10 protein-coding genes are annotated in these 15,676 nt (G+C 72.4%); 5 read left to right on the top strand and 5 right to left on the bottom strand.

The window, feature by feature from the left end; genetic code table 11:
• The first annotated feature begins 85 nt into the window (after nt 1–85).
• On the top strand, nt 86–1,066 hold the full coding sequence (locus ACE1OA_RS17990) for a hypothetical protein (protein ID WP_356609005.1): 981 nt from the start codon (nt 86–88) through the stop codon (nt 1,064–1,066).
• Between the two features lie 40 nt (nt 1,067–1,106).
• On the opposite strand, the gene ACE1OA_RS17985 is transcribed toward ACE1OA_RS17990, so the two are convergent.
• On the bottom strand, nt 1,107–3,146 hold the full coding sequence (locus ACE1OA_RS17985) for a PhoX family protein (RefSeq protein ID WP_432753056.1): 2,040 nt from the start codon (nt 3,144–3,146) through the stop codon (nt 1,107–1,109).
• Nucleotides 3,147–3,509: 363 nt separating this feature from the next.
• Between ACE1OA_RS17985 and ACE1OA_RS17980 the strand changes: the two genes are divergently transcribed.
• Nucleotides 3,510–4,985: a VWA domain-containing protein gene (locus ACE1OA_RS17980; protein WP_432753055.1), complete on the top strand. Its 1,476-nt coding sequence runs from the start codon at nt 3,510–3,512 to the stop codon at nt 4,983–4,985.
• On the opposite strand, the gene ACE1OA_RS17975 is transcribed toward ACE1OA_RS17980, so the two are convergent.
• Nucleotides 4,982–6,184, bottom strand: a complete 1,203-nt coding sequence (locus ACE1OA_RS17975; protein WP_432753054.1) for a sensor histidine kinase — start codon at nt 6,182–6,184, stop codon at nt 4,982–4,984. The genes ACE1OA_RS17980 and ACE1OA_RS17975 overlap by 4 nt on opposite strands.
• On the bottom strand, nt 6,181–6,837 hold the full coding sequence (locus ACE1OA_RS17970; protein ID WP_432753053.1) for a response regulator transcription factor: 657 nt from the start codon (nt 6,835–6,837) through the stop codon (nt 6,181–6,183). The genes ACE1OA_RS17975 and ACE1OA_RS17970 overlap by 4 nt, the downstream gene beginning before the upstream one ends.
• A 133-nt stretch (nt 6,838–6,970) precedes the next feature.
• On the opposite strand from ACE1OA_RS17970, the gene metG reads away from it, so the two are divergent.
• Nucleotides 6,971–8,590, top strand: coding sequence for a methionine--tRNA ligase (metG, locus tag ACE1OA_RS17965; RefSeq protein WP_356609015.1), 1,620 nt, complete (start codon nt 6,971–6,973; stop codon nt 8,588–8,590).
• A 678-nt stretch (nt 8,591–9,268) separates the two neighbouring features.
• Here metG and aspS read toward each other — a convergent pair.
• Nucleotides 9,269–11,089 (bottom strand): aspartate--tRNA ligase, encoded by a 1,821-nt coding sequence (gene aspS, locus ACE1OA_RS17960; RefSeq protein ID WP_356601403.1) that lies wholly within the window; start codon nt 11,087–11,089, stop codon nt 9,269–9,271.
• 134 nt (nt 11,090–11,223) lie between these two features.
• Here aspS and ACE1OA_RS17955 point away from each other — a divergent pair, with 134 nt between their 5' ends.
• Both ACE1OA_RS17955 and ACE1OA_RS17950 read left to right on the top strand, forming a co-directional pair.
• Nucleotides 11,224–13,374, top strand: coding sequence for an ATP-binding SpoIIE family protein phosphatase (locus ACE1OA_RS17955; protein ID WP_386543186.1), 2,151 nt, complete (start codon nt 11,224–11,226; stop codon nt 13,372–13,374).
• 189 nt (nt 13,375–13,563) lie between these two features.
• Nucleotides 13,564–14,376, top strand: a complete 813-nt coding sequence (locus ACE1OA_RS17950) for an MBL fold metallo-hydrolase (RefSeq protein WP_386543187.1) — start codon at nt 13,564–13,566, stop codon at nt 14,374–14,376.
• 79 nt (nt 14,377–14,455) lie between these two features.
• Here the strand turns inward: ACE1OA_RS17950 and ACE1OA_RS17945 are convergent, their stop codons facing one another.
• Nucleotides 14,456–15,538: an AI-2E family transporter gene (locus tag ACE1OA_RS17945; protein WP_432753052.1), complete on the bottom strand. Its 1,083-nt coding sequence runs from the start codon at nt 15,536–15,538 to the stop codon at nt 14,456–14,458.
• Nucleotides 15,539–15,676: the final 138 nt, after the last annotated feature.

Genomic DNA, 15,676 nt, shown 5'->3' with positions numbered 1-15,676 from the left:
CAGGAACGTCCCGCCCCGAGCCGCACACCGCCGCCGCACCCCGAACCTCGCCCGCCCGTCCGAAGCTCCCGAGGGAGGAAGACCGATGGCCGTACGCCGCCGACCGTCCCGCCCGTCCCGCTTCACACCCGACTTCGACCCCGACTTCGGTGACCGCGCCCTCACCGACGCCCGGCACGACATCGTCATCGGCCGCTGGCAGGGGGTACGGGACCTGCTGCGGGCCACCGGCGACGACTGGGTACGGCGCACCCACCGGCTGCGGCTGCTCTCGCACGCCGCCGCCGGCAGCTCCACGGCCGAGGCCTGGTGGGCCGCCGAGCCGCACAACCCGGACGCGGCCGTGCTCCGGGCGGCGACCGAGGTCGTCCGGGTCTTCGACACGGCCATCGCCGCGGGCCGCGGCTCCCCGGTGAACCGCGCCCAGCTCGACGCGACCGTCGAGGCCTGCCTCGTCGCGGCGGACGCCGCCCCCGCCGACCCGATGCCCTGGGTGTCGCTGCTCTCCGTGGCCCGGCTCTACGAGGGCGGGGTACCGCGCCGTGAACTGCGCGGCTGGTTCGACGAACTGCGCCGCCGGGACCCGTACAACACCGAAGGCCACACCCAGCTCCTGCGCTACTGGTCCGCCCGCTGGCACGGCACGCACGGCGCGATGTACGACTTCGCGCGCGACGCCGCGGGCGTGGCCCCGCCCGGCTCGCCCCTGCCGATCCTGGTGCAGGTCGCCCGGGTGGAGGAGTACCGCTACATCGCCGACGGAGCGCTCGGCCGGGGCCCGGTGCGCGGCTTCGACCAGCACTGGAAGCACGAACTCGCGGTCACCGAACTGCGCCGGACCCACGAACGCTGGATCGGCGGCCGGGAACCGGGCCGCCCGGTCTCCCCCGAGGAGATCGCGGACCTCAACTGTCTCGCGCACGCCGCCTGCTACGCGGGCCAGATCGAGGTGGCGCGAGAGCTCCTGGGCATGCTCGGCGCCCGGGCCTCCTGGGTGCCCTGGGCGTACACCGGCGAGCCCGAGGAGCAGTTCGTCCGGTTCCGGGAGGGCCTGGGGGTGGTGTGAGCGGCGCCCCCCGCACCTCTCCCACCACCCCCGCACCGGATCAGACGCCGATGTCCCCGCCGTCCTCGCGCCAGACCGCGACGACGGCCGGGCGGACGATCCGGCCCGGCCCGTCGGGCCAGACGGACGCCGGCTTCTCGACGGACGCCCCGTCGATCTCGCCCGGGTGCTGGACCGCGACCAGGACCCGGCGGTCCTGGATGATGGGACCGCAGGTCTCGGCACCGGACGGGACGGTCAGGAACTGCTTGAGCTCACCGCGCCGCTCGCCCTGCGTGGCGACCCCGAACAGGCCGTCGTGCGAGCCGAGCTGGTTGCCGTCGGTCGAGATCCACAGGTTGCCGTGCGGGTCGAACGCGACGTTGTCCGGGCAGGAGATGGGGGAGACCTTCTCCTTGGGGAAGCCGGCGAAGTAGGTGGCCGGGTCGTTCGGGTCGCCGGCGACGAGGAAGAGACGCCAGGCGAAGCCGTCGCCGGCGGGGTCGTCCCAGTGCTCGGCCAGTTCGAGGATCTGCCCGTGCTTGTTCAGGTTGCGCGGGTTGGCCTCGTCGGCGGCGGCCTTGCCCGCCTTGCCGCGGTCGCTGTTGTTGGTGAGCGCGACGTAGACGCGGCCGGTGCGCGGGGACGGCTCGACGTCCTCGGGCCGGTCCATCTTGGTGGCGCCGACCTTGTCACCGGCGAGGCGGGTGAAGACGTACACCTCCTCGGCGGTCATGCCCGGCACGTGCGAGACGTCGCCGGTGGCCAGCGGGATCCACACACCGGAGCCGTCGAACTCGCCGTCGTTCGGCAGCCGGCCGGTGCCGTCGACCTCGCCGGGCGAATCGCCGGTGAGCTTCGCGACGTACAGGGTGCCCTCGTCGAGCAGGGTGAGGTTGTGCTCGCGGGCCGCCCGCGAGCCGCCCTTCTTCATCCGCTTCGAGGAGACGAACTTGTAGAAGTAGTCGAAGCGCTCGTCGTCGCCCATGTAGACGACCGGACGGCCGTCCTCGGTCAGACGCGGCTGTGCGGCCTCGTGCTTGAAACGGCCGAGCGCGGTGCGCTTGCGCGGGGTGGCGTCGGGGTCGTACGGGTCGAGCTCGACGACCCAGCCGAAGCGGTGGACCTCGTTCGGCTCCTGCTTGAGGTCGAACCGCTTGTCGAACCGCTCCCACTTGCGCTCGGTGGCGCCGGTGCCGACGCCGTACCGCTTGTCGGTGGCGCTCGACCCGTTGGCGAAGTACTGGTTGAAGTTCTCCTCGCCGTGGAGGGTGGTGCCCCACGGGGTGGTGCCGCCCGCGCAGTTGTTGAGCGTGCCGAGAACCTTGCGCCCGGCGGGGTCGGCGGAGGTCCGCAGCAGCGGCGAACCGGCGGCGGGACCGGTGAGCCGGAACTCGCTGGTGGCCGTGAGGCGGCGGTTGAGCGGGTGGCGGGTGACCGGGGTGAGCCGGCCGGAGCGGTGCTCCTCCTGGACCACGACGACGGACAGACCGTGGGCGGCCCAGGCGATCTCGACCTGCTCGCGGGTCGGGTTCTCGGCGTCGTAGCCGCGGAACATCAGGATCTCGTCGGTGTACTCGTGGTTGGCGACGAGCACCTGGCGGCCGTGCTCGCCCCGGAGGGGGAGCAGCGAGAGGAAGTCGTTGTTGTAGCCGAACTGGCCCGCCTGCGCCTTGGCCGTCTGCTTGTCGGCGTCGAAGGCCGGAGCACCGCGGAGGATCGGCTCACCCCAGCGGATGACGACGTTCTGCACGTAGCCGGCGGGGACCGTGACCTGGTCGGCCTTGTTGGGCGCGACGGCCTCGAACCGCAGGCCGCGGGCACCGTCGGGGCTGTCGGGCCGGTGCGGGTGGGCCTCGGCCACCGGCGCGTTGCCGACCGCGAGACCGGTCCCGGCCGCGGTGGCCACGGTGACGACGGCGGCGGCGCGCATCATCGAACGGCGGGAGAGGACACCGGCTATGACGTCACCGACGTACTCGTTGTCGCTGGTGTTGGGCACCTCGTGGAAGCAGGCGTCGCCACAACGGAACCGGCACGTGAGGGCGGAACGACCGCCTCCGTGCGGGTTGGTACCGATCAGCGGCAGCAGTTTGCGCACTTCGTCCTCCTCCGGCGCACACCGCGCCGACATGGTGTCGGGAATCCGTTCGGCGGTGACGTTATGTGCGCACATCTGCACTGCGGCGGCGCGGGAATGAACGGCGGATGAATCCGGAGCGACCGTGGGCGACGGCGAGGGGCGGGGTGCCGTGGGCGGCGCCAGGCAGACCGCTAACCTTACGTATCCGCCCTGGCCAGGGATGAACGTCCCGAAGCACCCAGTACGGACATACACCGCACCCAATTCATGCGAAAGGGTTCGCCCATGGGCATTCGGAGCTTGCTGCGCAAGGTGTTCGGACGCGACAGTGCCGAACAGAACGAAACCCCGGCAACCTCCGTCCCGCCCCAGACGGAACGTGTGACACCGCCTGCGGCGGAGGTTGCGGAGACCGCCGAGGCGGACGTCGAGGCGGCCGGGGAGACGAAGAACGAGGCGCCGGAGCCGGCGGCCACGCAGGACCCGGAGGTCACGCTCCCGTCCCCGGCCGGCCGGGAGAGCGCGTCCGAGCGCGCCGCCGCGGACCTGGTGGCGGCGGCCTTCGACAACCCGCAGATCCCGCAGGCACGTTCGGCGGAGGCCGAGGCGGAGGCCGTCGAGGCGACGCCGGAGGCGGTCGTCGAGGCGGAGGTCGTCGTCGAGCCCGAGGTCGCCGAGGCGGAGGCCGAGGTCGTCGTCGAGCCCGAGGTCGCCGAGACGAAGGCCGAGGCTGCCGAGGCCGAGGTCGCCGAGACGAAGGCCGAGGTCGTCGTCGAGCCCGAGGTCGCCGAGACGAAGGCCGAGGTCGTCGTCGAGCCCGAGGTCGCCGAGACGAAGGCGGAGGCTGCCGAGGCCGAGGTGATCGCCGAGCCCAAGGCCGAGAAGCCGGAGGCCGTCGAGGCGACGCCGGAAGCTGTCGTCGAGGCCGAGCCCGAGGTCGTCGAGGCAGAGGCAGAGGCCACCCAGCCCGAGCCGGAGGCTGTCGTCGAGCCCGAGCCCGAGGTCGTCGTGGCCGAGGCGGAGGCCGTCGAAGCGAAGCCCGAGGTCGTCGCCGAGGCGGAAGCCGTCGCGGCCGATCCCGAGCCGGAGGCCGCCGAGCCCGTCGCCGCCGAGCCCGTCGCCGCCGAGGCGCAGCCCGCCGTCGAGGAAGCCGCGACCGAAGAGGCCGTGGTCGTCGCCACCGGTACCCCCGCGCTCTCGCTCGCCAAGGTCAAGGCCGCGGCGCCCCATCTCGTCGACGCCTACAAGGCCGCCGGGGCCGCGCTCAAGAAGCAGGGGCTCACCGGAGCGCGGGCCGCCGTGTACCTCGTCGTCGACCGGTCCGGTTCGATGCGCGGGTACTTCAAGGACGGCTCCGTCCAGCGCCTCGCCGAGCAGACCGTCGCCCTCGCGGCGCACCTCGACGCGAACGCGGCCGTCACCACGGTGTTCTTCTCCACCGACATCGACGGCACGGCGGAGCTCACCCCGGCGACCCTCGACGAGAACCGCATCGACACGATCAACGCGGGTCTCGGCCGGCTGGGCCGCACCAACTACCACCGCGCGGTCGAGGAGGTCCTCGCCCACCACGAGAAGGGCGACCCGACGCGGCCCGCGTTCGTCGTCTTCCAGACCGACGGGGCCCCGGAGTCGAAGACCGCCGCCGCCCAGGCGCTGGCCGCCGCCGCCGAGCGCCCGATCCACTGGCAGTTCGTGGCCTGGGGCGAGGAGGACGGCAAGGCCTTCGACTTCCTCCGGAAGCTCGACGCCCCGCACACCGGCCACTTCCTGGCCGGCCCGGCCCCGGTCGAGACGGCGCACCCCGCCTTCTACCGCGGTCTGCTCGCCGGCTGGCAGGCCGAGAACGCCGGCTAGGACGCCGACACCCCGACGGTGGCGGTGACCGGCAAGGTCACCGTCACCGCCAGGCCGCCCCCTTCCTCCGCCGTACGGGCCACCGCCGCCACCGTCCCGCCGTGCGCGGCGGCGATCGACCGGACGATCGACAGGCCGAGGCCCGCACCCGGCCCCATCCGGTCGCGCCCCTCCCCTCTCCGGAACGGCTCGAACAGCCCCGCCACGTCGTCCTGGGCGACCACCGGCCCCGTGTTGGTGACCCGGACCCTGCCGTCGGCGACCCGCACCGCGACCGAGCCGCCGGGCACGTTGTGCACGACCGCGTTCGCGACGAGATTGCGTACGAGCTGCCCGATCAGCACCCGGCTGCCCCGCACGACGCCCCCGCCCGGACCCGCGGCCCCGCCGTCGCCGTCGCCGTCGCCGTCGCCGTCGCCGTCCACGGTCACCCCGTACGCCTCGCACTCCTCCGCGACGACCTCCGCCAGCCGTACGTCCTCGCGCTCCTCCAGACCGCGCTCGCTCCGCGCGAGCACCAGCAGCCCGTCGATGAGCCGCTCGCTGCGCCGGTTGCTGTCGAGCAGCACCTGCTTGACCTCGGACGAGTCGTCGATCCCCACCTGGATCGCGGTGCGCTGGGTGGCCAGCGGGGTGCGCAGCTCGTGCGAGGCGTTCGCGATGAACCGCCGCTGACTGTCGAGGGCGCCCTCCAGCCGGGCGAGGAGCGCGTCGATCGTGTCGCCGAGCTCCTTCAGCTCGTCGTCGGGCCCGCTCGCCGCGATCCTGCCCCCGGCACCGTCCGGGGCCGCGACCCCCACCCGCAGGTCCCGCTCGGCCAGCCGCCGCGCCCGCGCGGTCATCTCGTGCACCGGACGCAGCACCCGCCCGGCCGTCCACCACCCGACGGCGACCGCGCACATCGCCATGACGACGAGGGCCAGGCACGACCACATCAGCATCTGCTCGCCGGCGGCCCGGCTGACGTCATCGCTGAGCTGGTACGCGGACACGCTCTGCACGGGCGCCTCGGAGAGCGGCACCGCCCGCACCACCCGGACGCGCGCCGCGATGGCTTCCGCCTCCCCCTCCGTACCGGCCCGGGAGAGCAGGTTGACCACGCCGAGCAGGCAGCCGCCGAGGACCACGAAGACGGCGCCGTAGACGAGCGCGATCCGGGTGCGGATCGTCGACCCCGAACCGATCGGTCCGCCGCTCACAGCACGTACCCCACACCCTGCACCGTGCGGATCAGGCCCGGCTCGCCCAGCTTGGCGCGCAGCTTGCTCATGCAGACCCGCACCGCGGCCGTGAAGGGGTCGGCGTGCAGGTCCCAGGCCCGTTCGAGCAGCTCCTCGGCCGACACGGGGGCGCCGTCCGCCTCCAGCAGGATCTGGAGCACCGAGAACTCCTTGGGCGACAGGTCGAGGTCCCGCCCGTCCCGCGCGGCCGTCCGGCGGACGGTGTCCATCCGCAGCCCGCCCTTCTCCAGGAGCGGCGGGACCGGTGGCCGGGCGGCCCGGCGCCGCAGGGCCCGTACCCGGGACACCAGCTCCGGGAACTCGAAGGGCTTGCCCAGGTAGTCGTCGGCGCCCAGGTCGAGGCCCTCGACCCGGTCCTCCAGGCCGGCGGCCGCCGTCAGCATCAGGATCCTGGTCCGGGACGCCCCGGCGACCAGCCGGCGGGCCACGTCGTCGCCGTGGACGCGCGGCAGGTCGCGGTCGAGGACGACCACGTCGTAGTCGTGCAGCCCCAGGTAGGCGAGGGCGACGTCGCCGCTGTAGACGGTGTCGACGGCGAACCCGGCCCGCCGCAGTCCGGTGGCGACCAGCTCCGCGAGGACCACCTCGTCCTCGGCGACCAGTACTCGCATGTCTCGCGTGTCCGTTTCCTCGATGCTCCGCATGGGGCTTTCTACGCCGGGGAACGTTTCGCGGACGTCTCCGCGCTCCCGCGGCCGCTTAACGATGTGAGTGGATCTTCGCCAGGCCGTTAGGATTTCGACCATGGCGGCCACTGGATCCGAGAAGCAGGGGGCGAACGACGTGAAGTCGTACTACGTGTCGACCCCCATCTACTACGTCAACGACGCTCCTCACCTGGGCCACGCCTACACGACCGTCGCAGGCGACGTGCTCACGCGCTGGCACCGTCAGCGCGGCGAGAAGGTGTGGTACCTCACCGGCACGGACGAGCACGGTCAGAAGATCATGCGCACCGCGGAGGCGAACGGGGTCACCCCGCAGGAGTGGTGCGACAAGCTCGTCCAGGAGGCGTGGAAGCCTCTCTGGGAGCACCTGAACATCGCGAACGACGACTTCATCCGTACGACGGAGAAGCGTCACACCGACCGCGTGCAGGAGTTCGTGCAGGACCTGTACGACAAGGGCGAGATCTACAAGGGCGGGTACGAGGGCCCGTACTGCGTGGGCTGCGAGGAGTACAAGCTCCCCGGTGATCTCATCGAGGCCGAGGACGGCACGAAGCTGTGTCCGGTCCACAAGAAGCCGGTGGAGATCCTCAAGGAGGAGAACTACTTCTTCAAGCTGAGCGAGTACGGCCCGCGCCTCGTCGAGTTCTACGAGGCGAACCCGGACTTCATCCAGCCGGAGTCGGCCCGCAACGAGGTCCTGAACTTCGTGAAGCAGGGCCTGCAGGACCTCTCGATCTCGCGCTCCACCTTCGACTGGGGCGTCCCCGTGCCGTGGGACGAGAAGCACGTGATCTACGTGTGGATCGACGCGCTGCTGAACTACGCGACGGCCGTGGGCTACGGCACGAACCAGCAGAAGTTCGACGAGACCTTCCCGGCGAACGTCCACCTCATCGGCAAGGACATCCTGCGCTTCCACGCGGTGATCTGGCCGGCGATGCTGATGGCGCAGGGCCTGCCCGTCCCGGGCAGGATCGCGGCGAACGGCTGGCTGATGGTCGGCGGCGAGAAGATGTCGAAGTCGAACCTGACCGGCATCAAGCCGCAGGACCTGACCTCGCACTTCGGCGTGGACGCGTACCGCTGGTACTTCCTGCGCGCGATCGCGTTCGGCCAGGACGGCTCGTTCTCCTGGGAGGACTTCGCCGCCCGCTACACCTCCGAGCTCGCCAACGACTACGGCAACCTCGCCTCGCGCGTGGCGGCCATGGTCGGCAAGTACTTCGAGGGCGCCCTGCCGGCCGCGACGGCCGACGGCGACGCGGAGAAGGCGATCCACGAGGGTCTGGCCGCGGCCGTCGCCACGGCCGACCGGAAGATCGGCGAGGAGCTGGACTTCCAGAGCGGCATCCTGGCGATCTTCGACTTCGTGAAGCAGGTCAACGGCTACATCACGGAGCAGGAGCCCTGGAAGGTCGCGAAGGACGACAGCGAGGCGGGCCGCGCCCGCCTGGCGACGATCCTGTACACGGCCGCCGAGTCGCTCCGCGCGGTCGCGGTCCTGCTCAACCCGATCATGCCGGAGACCTCCCAGAAGCTCTGGGAGTCCCTCGGCGCCGAGCCCGCCCTGGGCACCCTGGCCGCCCAGCGGGTCCAGGACGCCGGCACGTGGGGCACGCTCCCCGCGGGCGCGACGGTCACGAAGGGCGCGGTGCTCTTCCCGCGCCTGGAGGAGCCGAAGAAGGACCAGTGAGCCACGCGGAAGGAGGGGGCCCCACCCGGGACCCCCTCCTTCCGCGTTTTCGCGTACATCGAGCCCTCCCGAAGCCCGATATGCACCAGATATCCGGTTCCCGCTACGCGTTACCGCGAGTAGGTACGCCCTAGCGTCATCCCAGCACCAACGCCGCTGCGCCTGCCCCCGGCCATGGGCGGGTGGATTCGACCTCACCCGCCGGACATCGACCAGCGGGGCATGAATCCCGGCCGGGAGCCGAGCGGCACCCGCTCAGCCAAGCCCAGCTGCCCCCTTCAACGGCTGCGCTGGACCACCCCGAAAGCCGATGGCCGCCGACGGCGCCCGAGAGGGACCGGGCCCCGGAGCGGATGCCCCTCCCCCGGGCCGCCCTCCGAGTGTGAAAAGGCGGGTGGAGGCGACGGGTCAAGGGTGGGCGCAGCCCATCGCGCAGCGACGCGACGAAGGAGCGCCCTTGAAGCGGCGCCGCAACCCGCCACACTCGGAGAGAGGGCGGCCAACCACCAGAAGCCACCGAGGCGCCCGGCCCCCAAGACCCCCAGCCCCAGACCCGCACCCGCACCCGCACCCGCACCCCCCACCCGCACCCGCACCCCCCACCCCCACCCCCGAAAAGCACGGAAGGGCCCGGACCGCGTGCGCGGTCCGGGCCCTTCCGGTGCTCAGGGCGAGTTGCTACCGCGCCGCGTCCGGGTGGACCGCGTCCGTGACCGGGCGGTCGTCGGCCGGCTTCTCCTTCGCGACCGGCTTGCGCAGCTGGATGTTCAGCTCGCGCAGGCGCGCCTCGTCCAGCTCCGTCGGGGCGCCCATCAGGAGGTCCTGGGCGTTGCCGTTGAGCGGGAAGGCGATGGTCTCGCGGATGTTGGGCTCGTCGGCCAGCAGCATCACGATGCGGTCGACGCCCGGGGCGATGCCGCCGTGCGGCGGGGCGCCGTACTCGAAGGCGCGGAGCATGCCCGCGAACTCCTGCTCGACCGTCTCGCGGGAGTAGCCCGCGATCTCGAACGCCTTGAACATGATCTCGGGCTCGTGGTTCCGGATCGCGCCCGAGGACAGCTCGATGCCGTTGCAGACGATGTCGTACTGCCAGCCGAGGACGTCCAGCGGGTCCTGGGTCTCCAGGGCCTGCAGACCGCCCTGCGGCATCGAGAACGGGTTGTGCGAGAAGTCGATCTTGCCGGTCTCCTCGTCCCGCTCGTACATCGGGAAGTCGACGATCCAGGCGAAGCGGAAGACGTTCTCCTCGAACCGGCCGGCGCGCTTGGCGGCCTCGACCCGGACCGGGCCCATGATCTTGGAGACCTCGTCGAACTCGCCCGCGCCGAAGAAGATCGCGTGGCCCGGCTCCAGGCCGAGACGCTCGGTGAGGACCTTGACGTTCTCCTCGGTGAGGAACTTGGCGATCGGGCCGGTCAGGGCGTTGCCCTCGCCGACGCGGACCCAGGCCAGGCCCTTGGCGCCGAGGGAGACGGCGAAGTCGCCCAGGGAGTCGAAGAACTTGCGCGGCTGGTCGCCGGTGTCCGGCACGGCCAGGGCACGGACGTGCTTGCCCGCGAACGCCTTGAACTCGGAGTTCTCGAAGACGTCCGAGATGTCGACGAGCTCCAGGTCGGTGCGCAGGTCCGGCTTGTCGTTGCCGTACTTCAGCATCGACTCGCGGAACGGGATCCGCGGGAACGGCGAGGTGACGTGACGCCCGCCGCCGAACTCCTCGAAGATCTCGGTCATGAGCTTCTCGATCGGCTGGAAGACGTCCTCCTGCTCGACGAAGCTCATCTCGACGTCGAGCTGGTAGAACTCGCCCGGCGAGCGGTCGGCGCGGGCGTCCTCGTCGCGGAAGCAGGGCGCGATCTGGAAGTAGCGGTCGAAGCCGGAGATCATCAGCAGCTGCTTGAACTGCTGCGGCGCCTGCGGCAGCGCGTAGAACTTGCCCGGGTTCAGACGGGACGGGACCACGAAGTCGCGCGCGCCCTCGGGGGAGGTCGCGGCCAGGATCGGGGTCGCCATCTCGTTGAAGCCGAGGGCCACCATCTTGGAGCGGATGGAGGCGATGACGGCGGAGCGCAGCATGATGTTGCGGTGCATGCGCTCGCGGCGCAGGTCGAGGAAGCGGTACTCCAGGCGCCGCTCCTCGTTGACGCCGTCGTCGGCGTTGATGGTGAAGGGGATCTGCTTGGACGCGCCGAGGACCTCGATCTCGGCGGCCTCGATCTCGATCTCGCCGGTCGCCAGCTCCGGGTTGACGTTGTCGGCGCCGCGCGAGACGACCTTGCCGTCGACGCGGACGACGGTCTCCTTCGTCAGCTTGTCCAGGGCCTCGGCGGCCGCGGTGCCCGGCCGGGCGACGAGCTGCGTGATGCCGTAGTGGTCGCGCAGATCGATGAAGAGGATGCCGCCCAGGTCGCGCCGATTGTGCAGCCAGCCGCTCAGCCGGACGTCGGTGCCGACGTCAGAGGCGCGGAGCTCGCCGCAGGTGTGGGACCTGTACCGATGCATCGTCGTTCATCCAGTCTTCGGAATCTGTGGGAGCCCGGAAGGATCCAGGCCCGTCAAGGGTACCGGGCCACTCGGGATCGACCTCCGAATACTCTCAGTGGCGACCGGCGGGCCGCTCTCCATAAAGTGGGGCAATGCGCACCGAGGACGTCCTGGCCGCGATCGCGACCGGCCTGTGGCGCTGGGACAACGCGTCCGGGATCGTCACGCTCGACGCCGAGGCGGCCCGGCTGCTCGGGCTGCCCGCCGAGCCCGCCCGGCTCACCGAGGCGGCCGTACGCTCCCGTTTTCACCCGGTCGACTGGAACGAGGTCGACGGAGTCGTCCATCTGGCCATCGTGGAGGGCACGCTCGCCGAGGCCCGGCTACGGATCATGGACGACCGGGGGCGGGTGATCCGTACCGTACGGAGCCGGTCCAAGCCGCTCCTGCAGGGCGGCGACTACCAGCTCGTCGGCACTCTCCAGGAGGTCGCCGAGGCGCAGCCCGGCACCGCCGCCCGCACCCCCGTCACCGGCGACTGGCGCCGTTCGCGCGAGGCGTTCCTGCTGGACGCGGGCCGCGCGCTGGCCGAGGCCCGGTCGACCGCCGAGGTGCTGCGGGTCGCCGCCTCGCTGTCGATGCCGGGGTTCTCGCCCGACGGGCTCGCCGTCTTCGGGGTGGCGGGCGACCGGCTGACGATCATCGGCCACCACGGGCACAGCACCGGCGACGAGGGCCCCTTCAGCTCGATGTCGCTGGACACCGACTATCCGGCCGCCGAGGTCACCCGGACCGGCCGGGCCATCTACCTGCCGTCGCCGCAGGAGTACCTGCGGCGCTTCCCGGTCACCTGGCCGCTCGCCCGGCGCTTCGGCCGCCAGTCCTGGGCCTACCTCCCGCTGATCGTCGCCGGGCGCACCATGGGCGCCTGGATGGCCGCCTTCAAGCACCCGGTGGCCTTCACCCCCGACGAGCGCTCGGTCCTCACCACCGTCGCCCGGATGCTCGCCCAGGCGCTGGCCCGGGCCGGTGTCGCCGAGTCCGAGCGGGAGCTGTCGCTCGGCCTGCAGCGCACGATGATGCCGGTCCTCGGTCCCGGCCTCCCGGGCCTGCAGGTGGCCGCCCGGTACGTCCCCACCGGCGGCGGGCTGCAGGTCGGCGGTGACTGGTACGACATGATCCAGTTGCCCGGCGGGCGCATGGCCCTGGTCATCGGCGACGTCCAGGGGCACGACGTGCGCGCCGCCGGCCTGATGGGCCAGCTCCGGATCGCCCTGCGCGCCTACGCCTCCGAGGGCCACCGCCCGGACGCCGTGCTCTCCCGCGCCTCGCGCTTCCTGTACGGGATCACCGACGGCGAGGCGGACGGTCCGGGGTACGGCCCCGGATACGGCCCGGACGGGGACGGACCGGCGGGCAGGGGCGCCGAGGACGGTGGCCCGCGCTTCGCGACCTGTCTCTACATGGAGATCGACCCGGTCACCGGCACGCTGGACATCGCCCGGGCGGGTCATCCCGACCCGGCGGTCCGGATGACCGACGGAACGGTTCTGCTGCGCCCGACGGCCGGCGGCCTGCCGTTGGGCATCGACCCGGACACCGACTACCCGACGACCCGGCTCACGCTGGAGCCCGGCGAGACCCTCATGATGTGCACCGACGGACTCCTGGAGACCGGCGGGCACGACCTCGACTCCGGCTGGGAGCGTCTCCGCGCGCTGCTCGAGGAGCACGACGGGAAGTCCCTGGAGGAACTGGCCGACCGGCTCGTGGAGGCCGTCCACGGTCCGGGCTCGCACCACACCACCGGACCGCTCGCGGACCGTCGCGAGGACGACATCGCGGTCCTGCTCCTGTCGCGGCAGGGCCCGGCCGCCCCGCAGGCCCCGCGCCGCACCATGATGACCGTCGCGCAGGCGGAGCAGCAGCGCATCGCCGCCGCCCGCCAGCACCTGCGGCAGCTGCTGCACGACTGGAACGACGAGGAGCAGGTCGACTCGGCGGTCCTGATGGTGTCCGAGATGGTCACCAACGTCCTCATCCACACGGACGGGGACGCGCTGGTGGTCGCCGAGGTGACCTGCTCCGGCGAGGCCCGCCGGCTGCGCGTCGAGGTCTCCGACGCCAGCGACGAGCTGCCCCACAAGCGGCACCCGGGGGAAATGGCCTCGTCGGGCCGCGGCCTGATGCTGATGGAGATGCTGGCGCACGCCTGGGGCGTGGATCCGCGGGGCCAGGGCAAGTCGATCTGGTTCGAGCTGAACGAGCCCCCGGAGTCGCCGAACGGGAACGGCGCCGCGTAGGACGGTCCGGGTGCCCCGCGGCCGGTGCCCGCGGCCGGCGCGGGCCGGGCCGGTCCGGCGGGGCGCGGTGCCGGGCACGTGCGGCGTGGACCGCGCGGCCGGTCGCGTCGGCTCGCCGCCGCGCGGCGACCTGCGGACCGGAGGAGACTGGGGTCTGGTACGGCCGCCGGGGGGACCACGGAGCCCGCCATGGATATCCACAGGGTCGGAAGCGACACCACCGTCCTGGCCGACAGTCTCGACGTACCGGGGATCGGCCACATCCCGGCCAACGCCTTCGTCCTCACCGCCCGGGAGCCGGTCGTCGTCGACACCGGGCTCTCCGTCGCCGACCGCGACTTCGTCGCCGCGCTCGGCTCGGTCATGGACCCCGCCGACGTGCGCTGGATCTGGCTCACCCACCCCGACCGCGACCACACCGGGGGCCTCTTCGACCTGCTGGAGGCGGCCCCGAAGGCCCGGGTGGTGACCACCTTCATCGGCGCGGGGATCATGTCCACCGAGCGCCCGCTCCCGATGGACCGGGTGTACTTCCTCAACCCGGGCCAGTCCCTGGACGTCGGCGACCGCAGCCTGACGGGCTTCCGGCCGCCGCTCTTCGACAACCCGGCGACCGTCGGCTTCTACGACGAGAAGACGCGGATCTGCTTCAGCTCCGACTGCTTCGGCGGGCCGATGCCGTCCGCCGAGCTCGCGGAGAGCGGGCACGCGAGCGACCTCAAGCCGGAGGAGCTGCGTGCCGCACAGCTGCTGTGGGCCACGGTGGACAGCCCGTGGGTGCACATTGTGGACCCCGGGAAGTACCGGGCGACGCTCGCCCCGCTGCGGGACATGAACCCGGAGATCGTGCTCAGCACGCATCTGCCGCCGGCCGTGCGCATGACCGGCGCGATGCTCGACACGATCACGATGGCGCCGGACCAGGACCCGTTCGTCGGGCCCGACCAGGCGGCCCTCGAACAGCTCCTGGCGTCCTTCGAGCCGGGCGGCCTGCCCGCCTGACGCCCGGCTCGGGCTGCGGGCGGCGGCGGCGTACGCGCCGCGCCCTTACGTCCCGGACGGCGGAGGCCGGGTGGTCCCGTCAGCCGGGTCGCTCAGGCGCCCGCTCCTCCGCCGCGGCGTACCGTCCGCGCAGCTCGCCGATCACCCCGAACGCCGCCGCCGTCAGCGGCACGGCGAGCAGCATCCCCAGGATCCCGGCCACGGACGCGCCGGCGGTGATCGCCAGCATGACCACGGCGGGGTGCATCTGGACGGTCCGGCTCTGGACCATGGGCTGGAGCACGTACCCCTCCAGGACCTGGACGCCGAGGACGACGCCGAGGACCCACAGGGCGATGACGACGCCGCGGTCGGCGAGGGCGACGAGGACGGCGACCGCGCCGGAGAGGAAGGCGCCGAGGTACGGGATGTAGGCCGTGACGAAGACCAGCGCGGCGAGCCCGACGGCGCCGGGCACCCGCAGGAGCAGCAGGCCGACGCCGATCAGGACGGCGTCGACGAGCGCGACGAAGGTGGTGCCGCGCATGAAGCCCTCCACGGCCTCGAAGGCGCGGCGGGCCATCGCCTCGACCGCGTCGCCGGTGGAGGAGGGGGCCAGGGAGCGCAGGGCGCCCACGGCCTTGTCGGAGTCACGGAGGAAGAAGAAGATCAGCAGCAGCGCGAGCACTCCGGTGGCGATCAGCTCGGCGACGACGCTGAGGCCGGAGATCACCCCGGAGGCGGCGGTCCCGCCGAATCTCTGGAGCAGCGACTGCGCGTTCCGCGCGATGTCGTCGAGGGAGGTGCCGGCCGCGCCGAGGTGCTGGGCGATGTCGGTCGCGGCCTGCCGCAGCGAGTCGAGGATCTGGTCGCCGGTCTCGATGAGGGCGATGACGACGATGTAACCGGCGCCGCCGACGACGGCGAGGACGGCGAGGACCGTGAGCGCGGCGGCGAGCGACTTCTGCACCTTCATGCGCAGCAGGCGCCGGTAGAGGGGCCCGAGCAGGGCGGTGCCGAGCAGGGCGAGCAGCACGGGGGTGACGGCCGTCTGGAGCTCGACGCAGAGCCAGATGCCGACGGCGGCGACCGCGATGAACAGCAGCGCGACGACGCACCAGGCGGCGGCACGGCGCGCGGGCGCGGGAAGGAGGGATCTCTGCGGCTCCGGCTGCGTCTGCACCCGTTCACCGGACCACGCCCCGCGGCGTGTCGTCCTGCGCTACGGGCCGGACGGGTGACGGCCCGTCAGGATCGCGCGGCCACGTCCCTTCGGAGCCTGGTGGCCGCGTCCCTCCGGAGTCGTCCCGGCAGAGCCGCG

The sequence above is a fragment of the Streptomyces sp. JL2001 genome (genome assembly GCF_050917515.1).
Taxonomy (GTDB): Bacteria; Actinomycetota; Actinomycetes; order Streptomycetales; family Streptomycetaceae; genus Streptomyces.
Note: the sequence above shows the minus strand (reverse complement) of the source record. Positions and strands in the feature narration are given on the sequence as shown.

Excerpts from the sequence above, each read along its gene's own strand:
- ACE1OA_RS17990 (WP_356609005.1), top strand. The coding sequence starts at position 86 with ATGGCCGTACGCCGCCGACCGTCCCGCCCGTCCCGCTTCACACCCGAC.
- ACE1OA_RS17970 (WP_432753053.1), bottom strand. The coding sequence starts at position 6,837 with ATGCGAGTACTGGTCGCCGAGGACGAGGTGGTCCTCGCGGAGCTGGTC.
- metG (WP_356609015.1), top strand. The coding sequence starts at position 6,971 with ATGGCGGCCACTGGATCCGAGAAGCAGGGGGCGAACGACGTGAAGTCG.
- aspS (WP_356601403.1), bottom strand. The coding sequence starts at position 11,089 with ATGCATCGGTACAGGTCCCACACCTGCGGCGAGCTCCGCGCCTCTGAC.
- ACE1OA_RS17955 (WP_386543186.1), top strand. The coding sequence starts at position 11,224 with ATGCGCACCGAGGACGTCCTGGCCGCGATCGCGACCGGCCTGTGGCGC.
- ACE1OA_RS17950 (WP_386543187.1), top strand. The coding sequence starts at position 13,564 with ATGGATATCCACAGGGTCGGAAGCGACACCACCGTCCTGGCCGACAGT.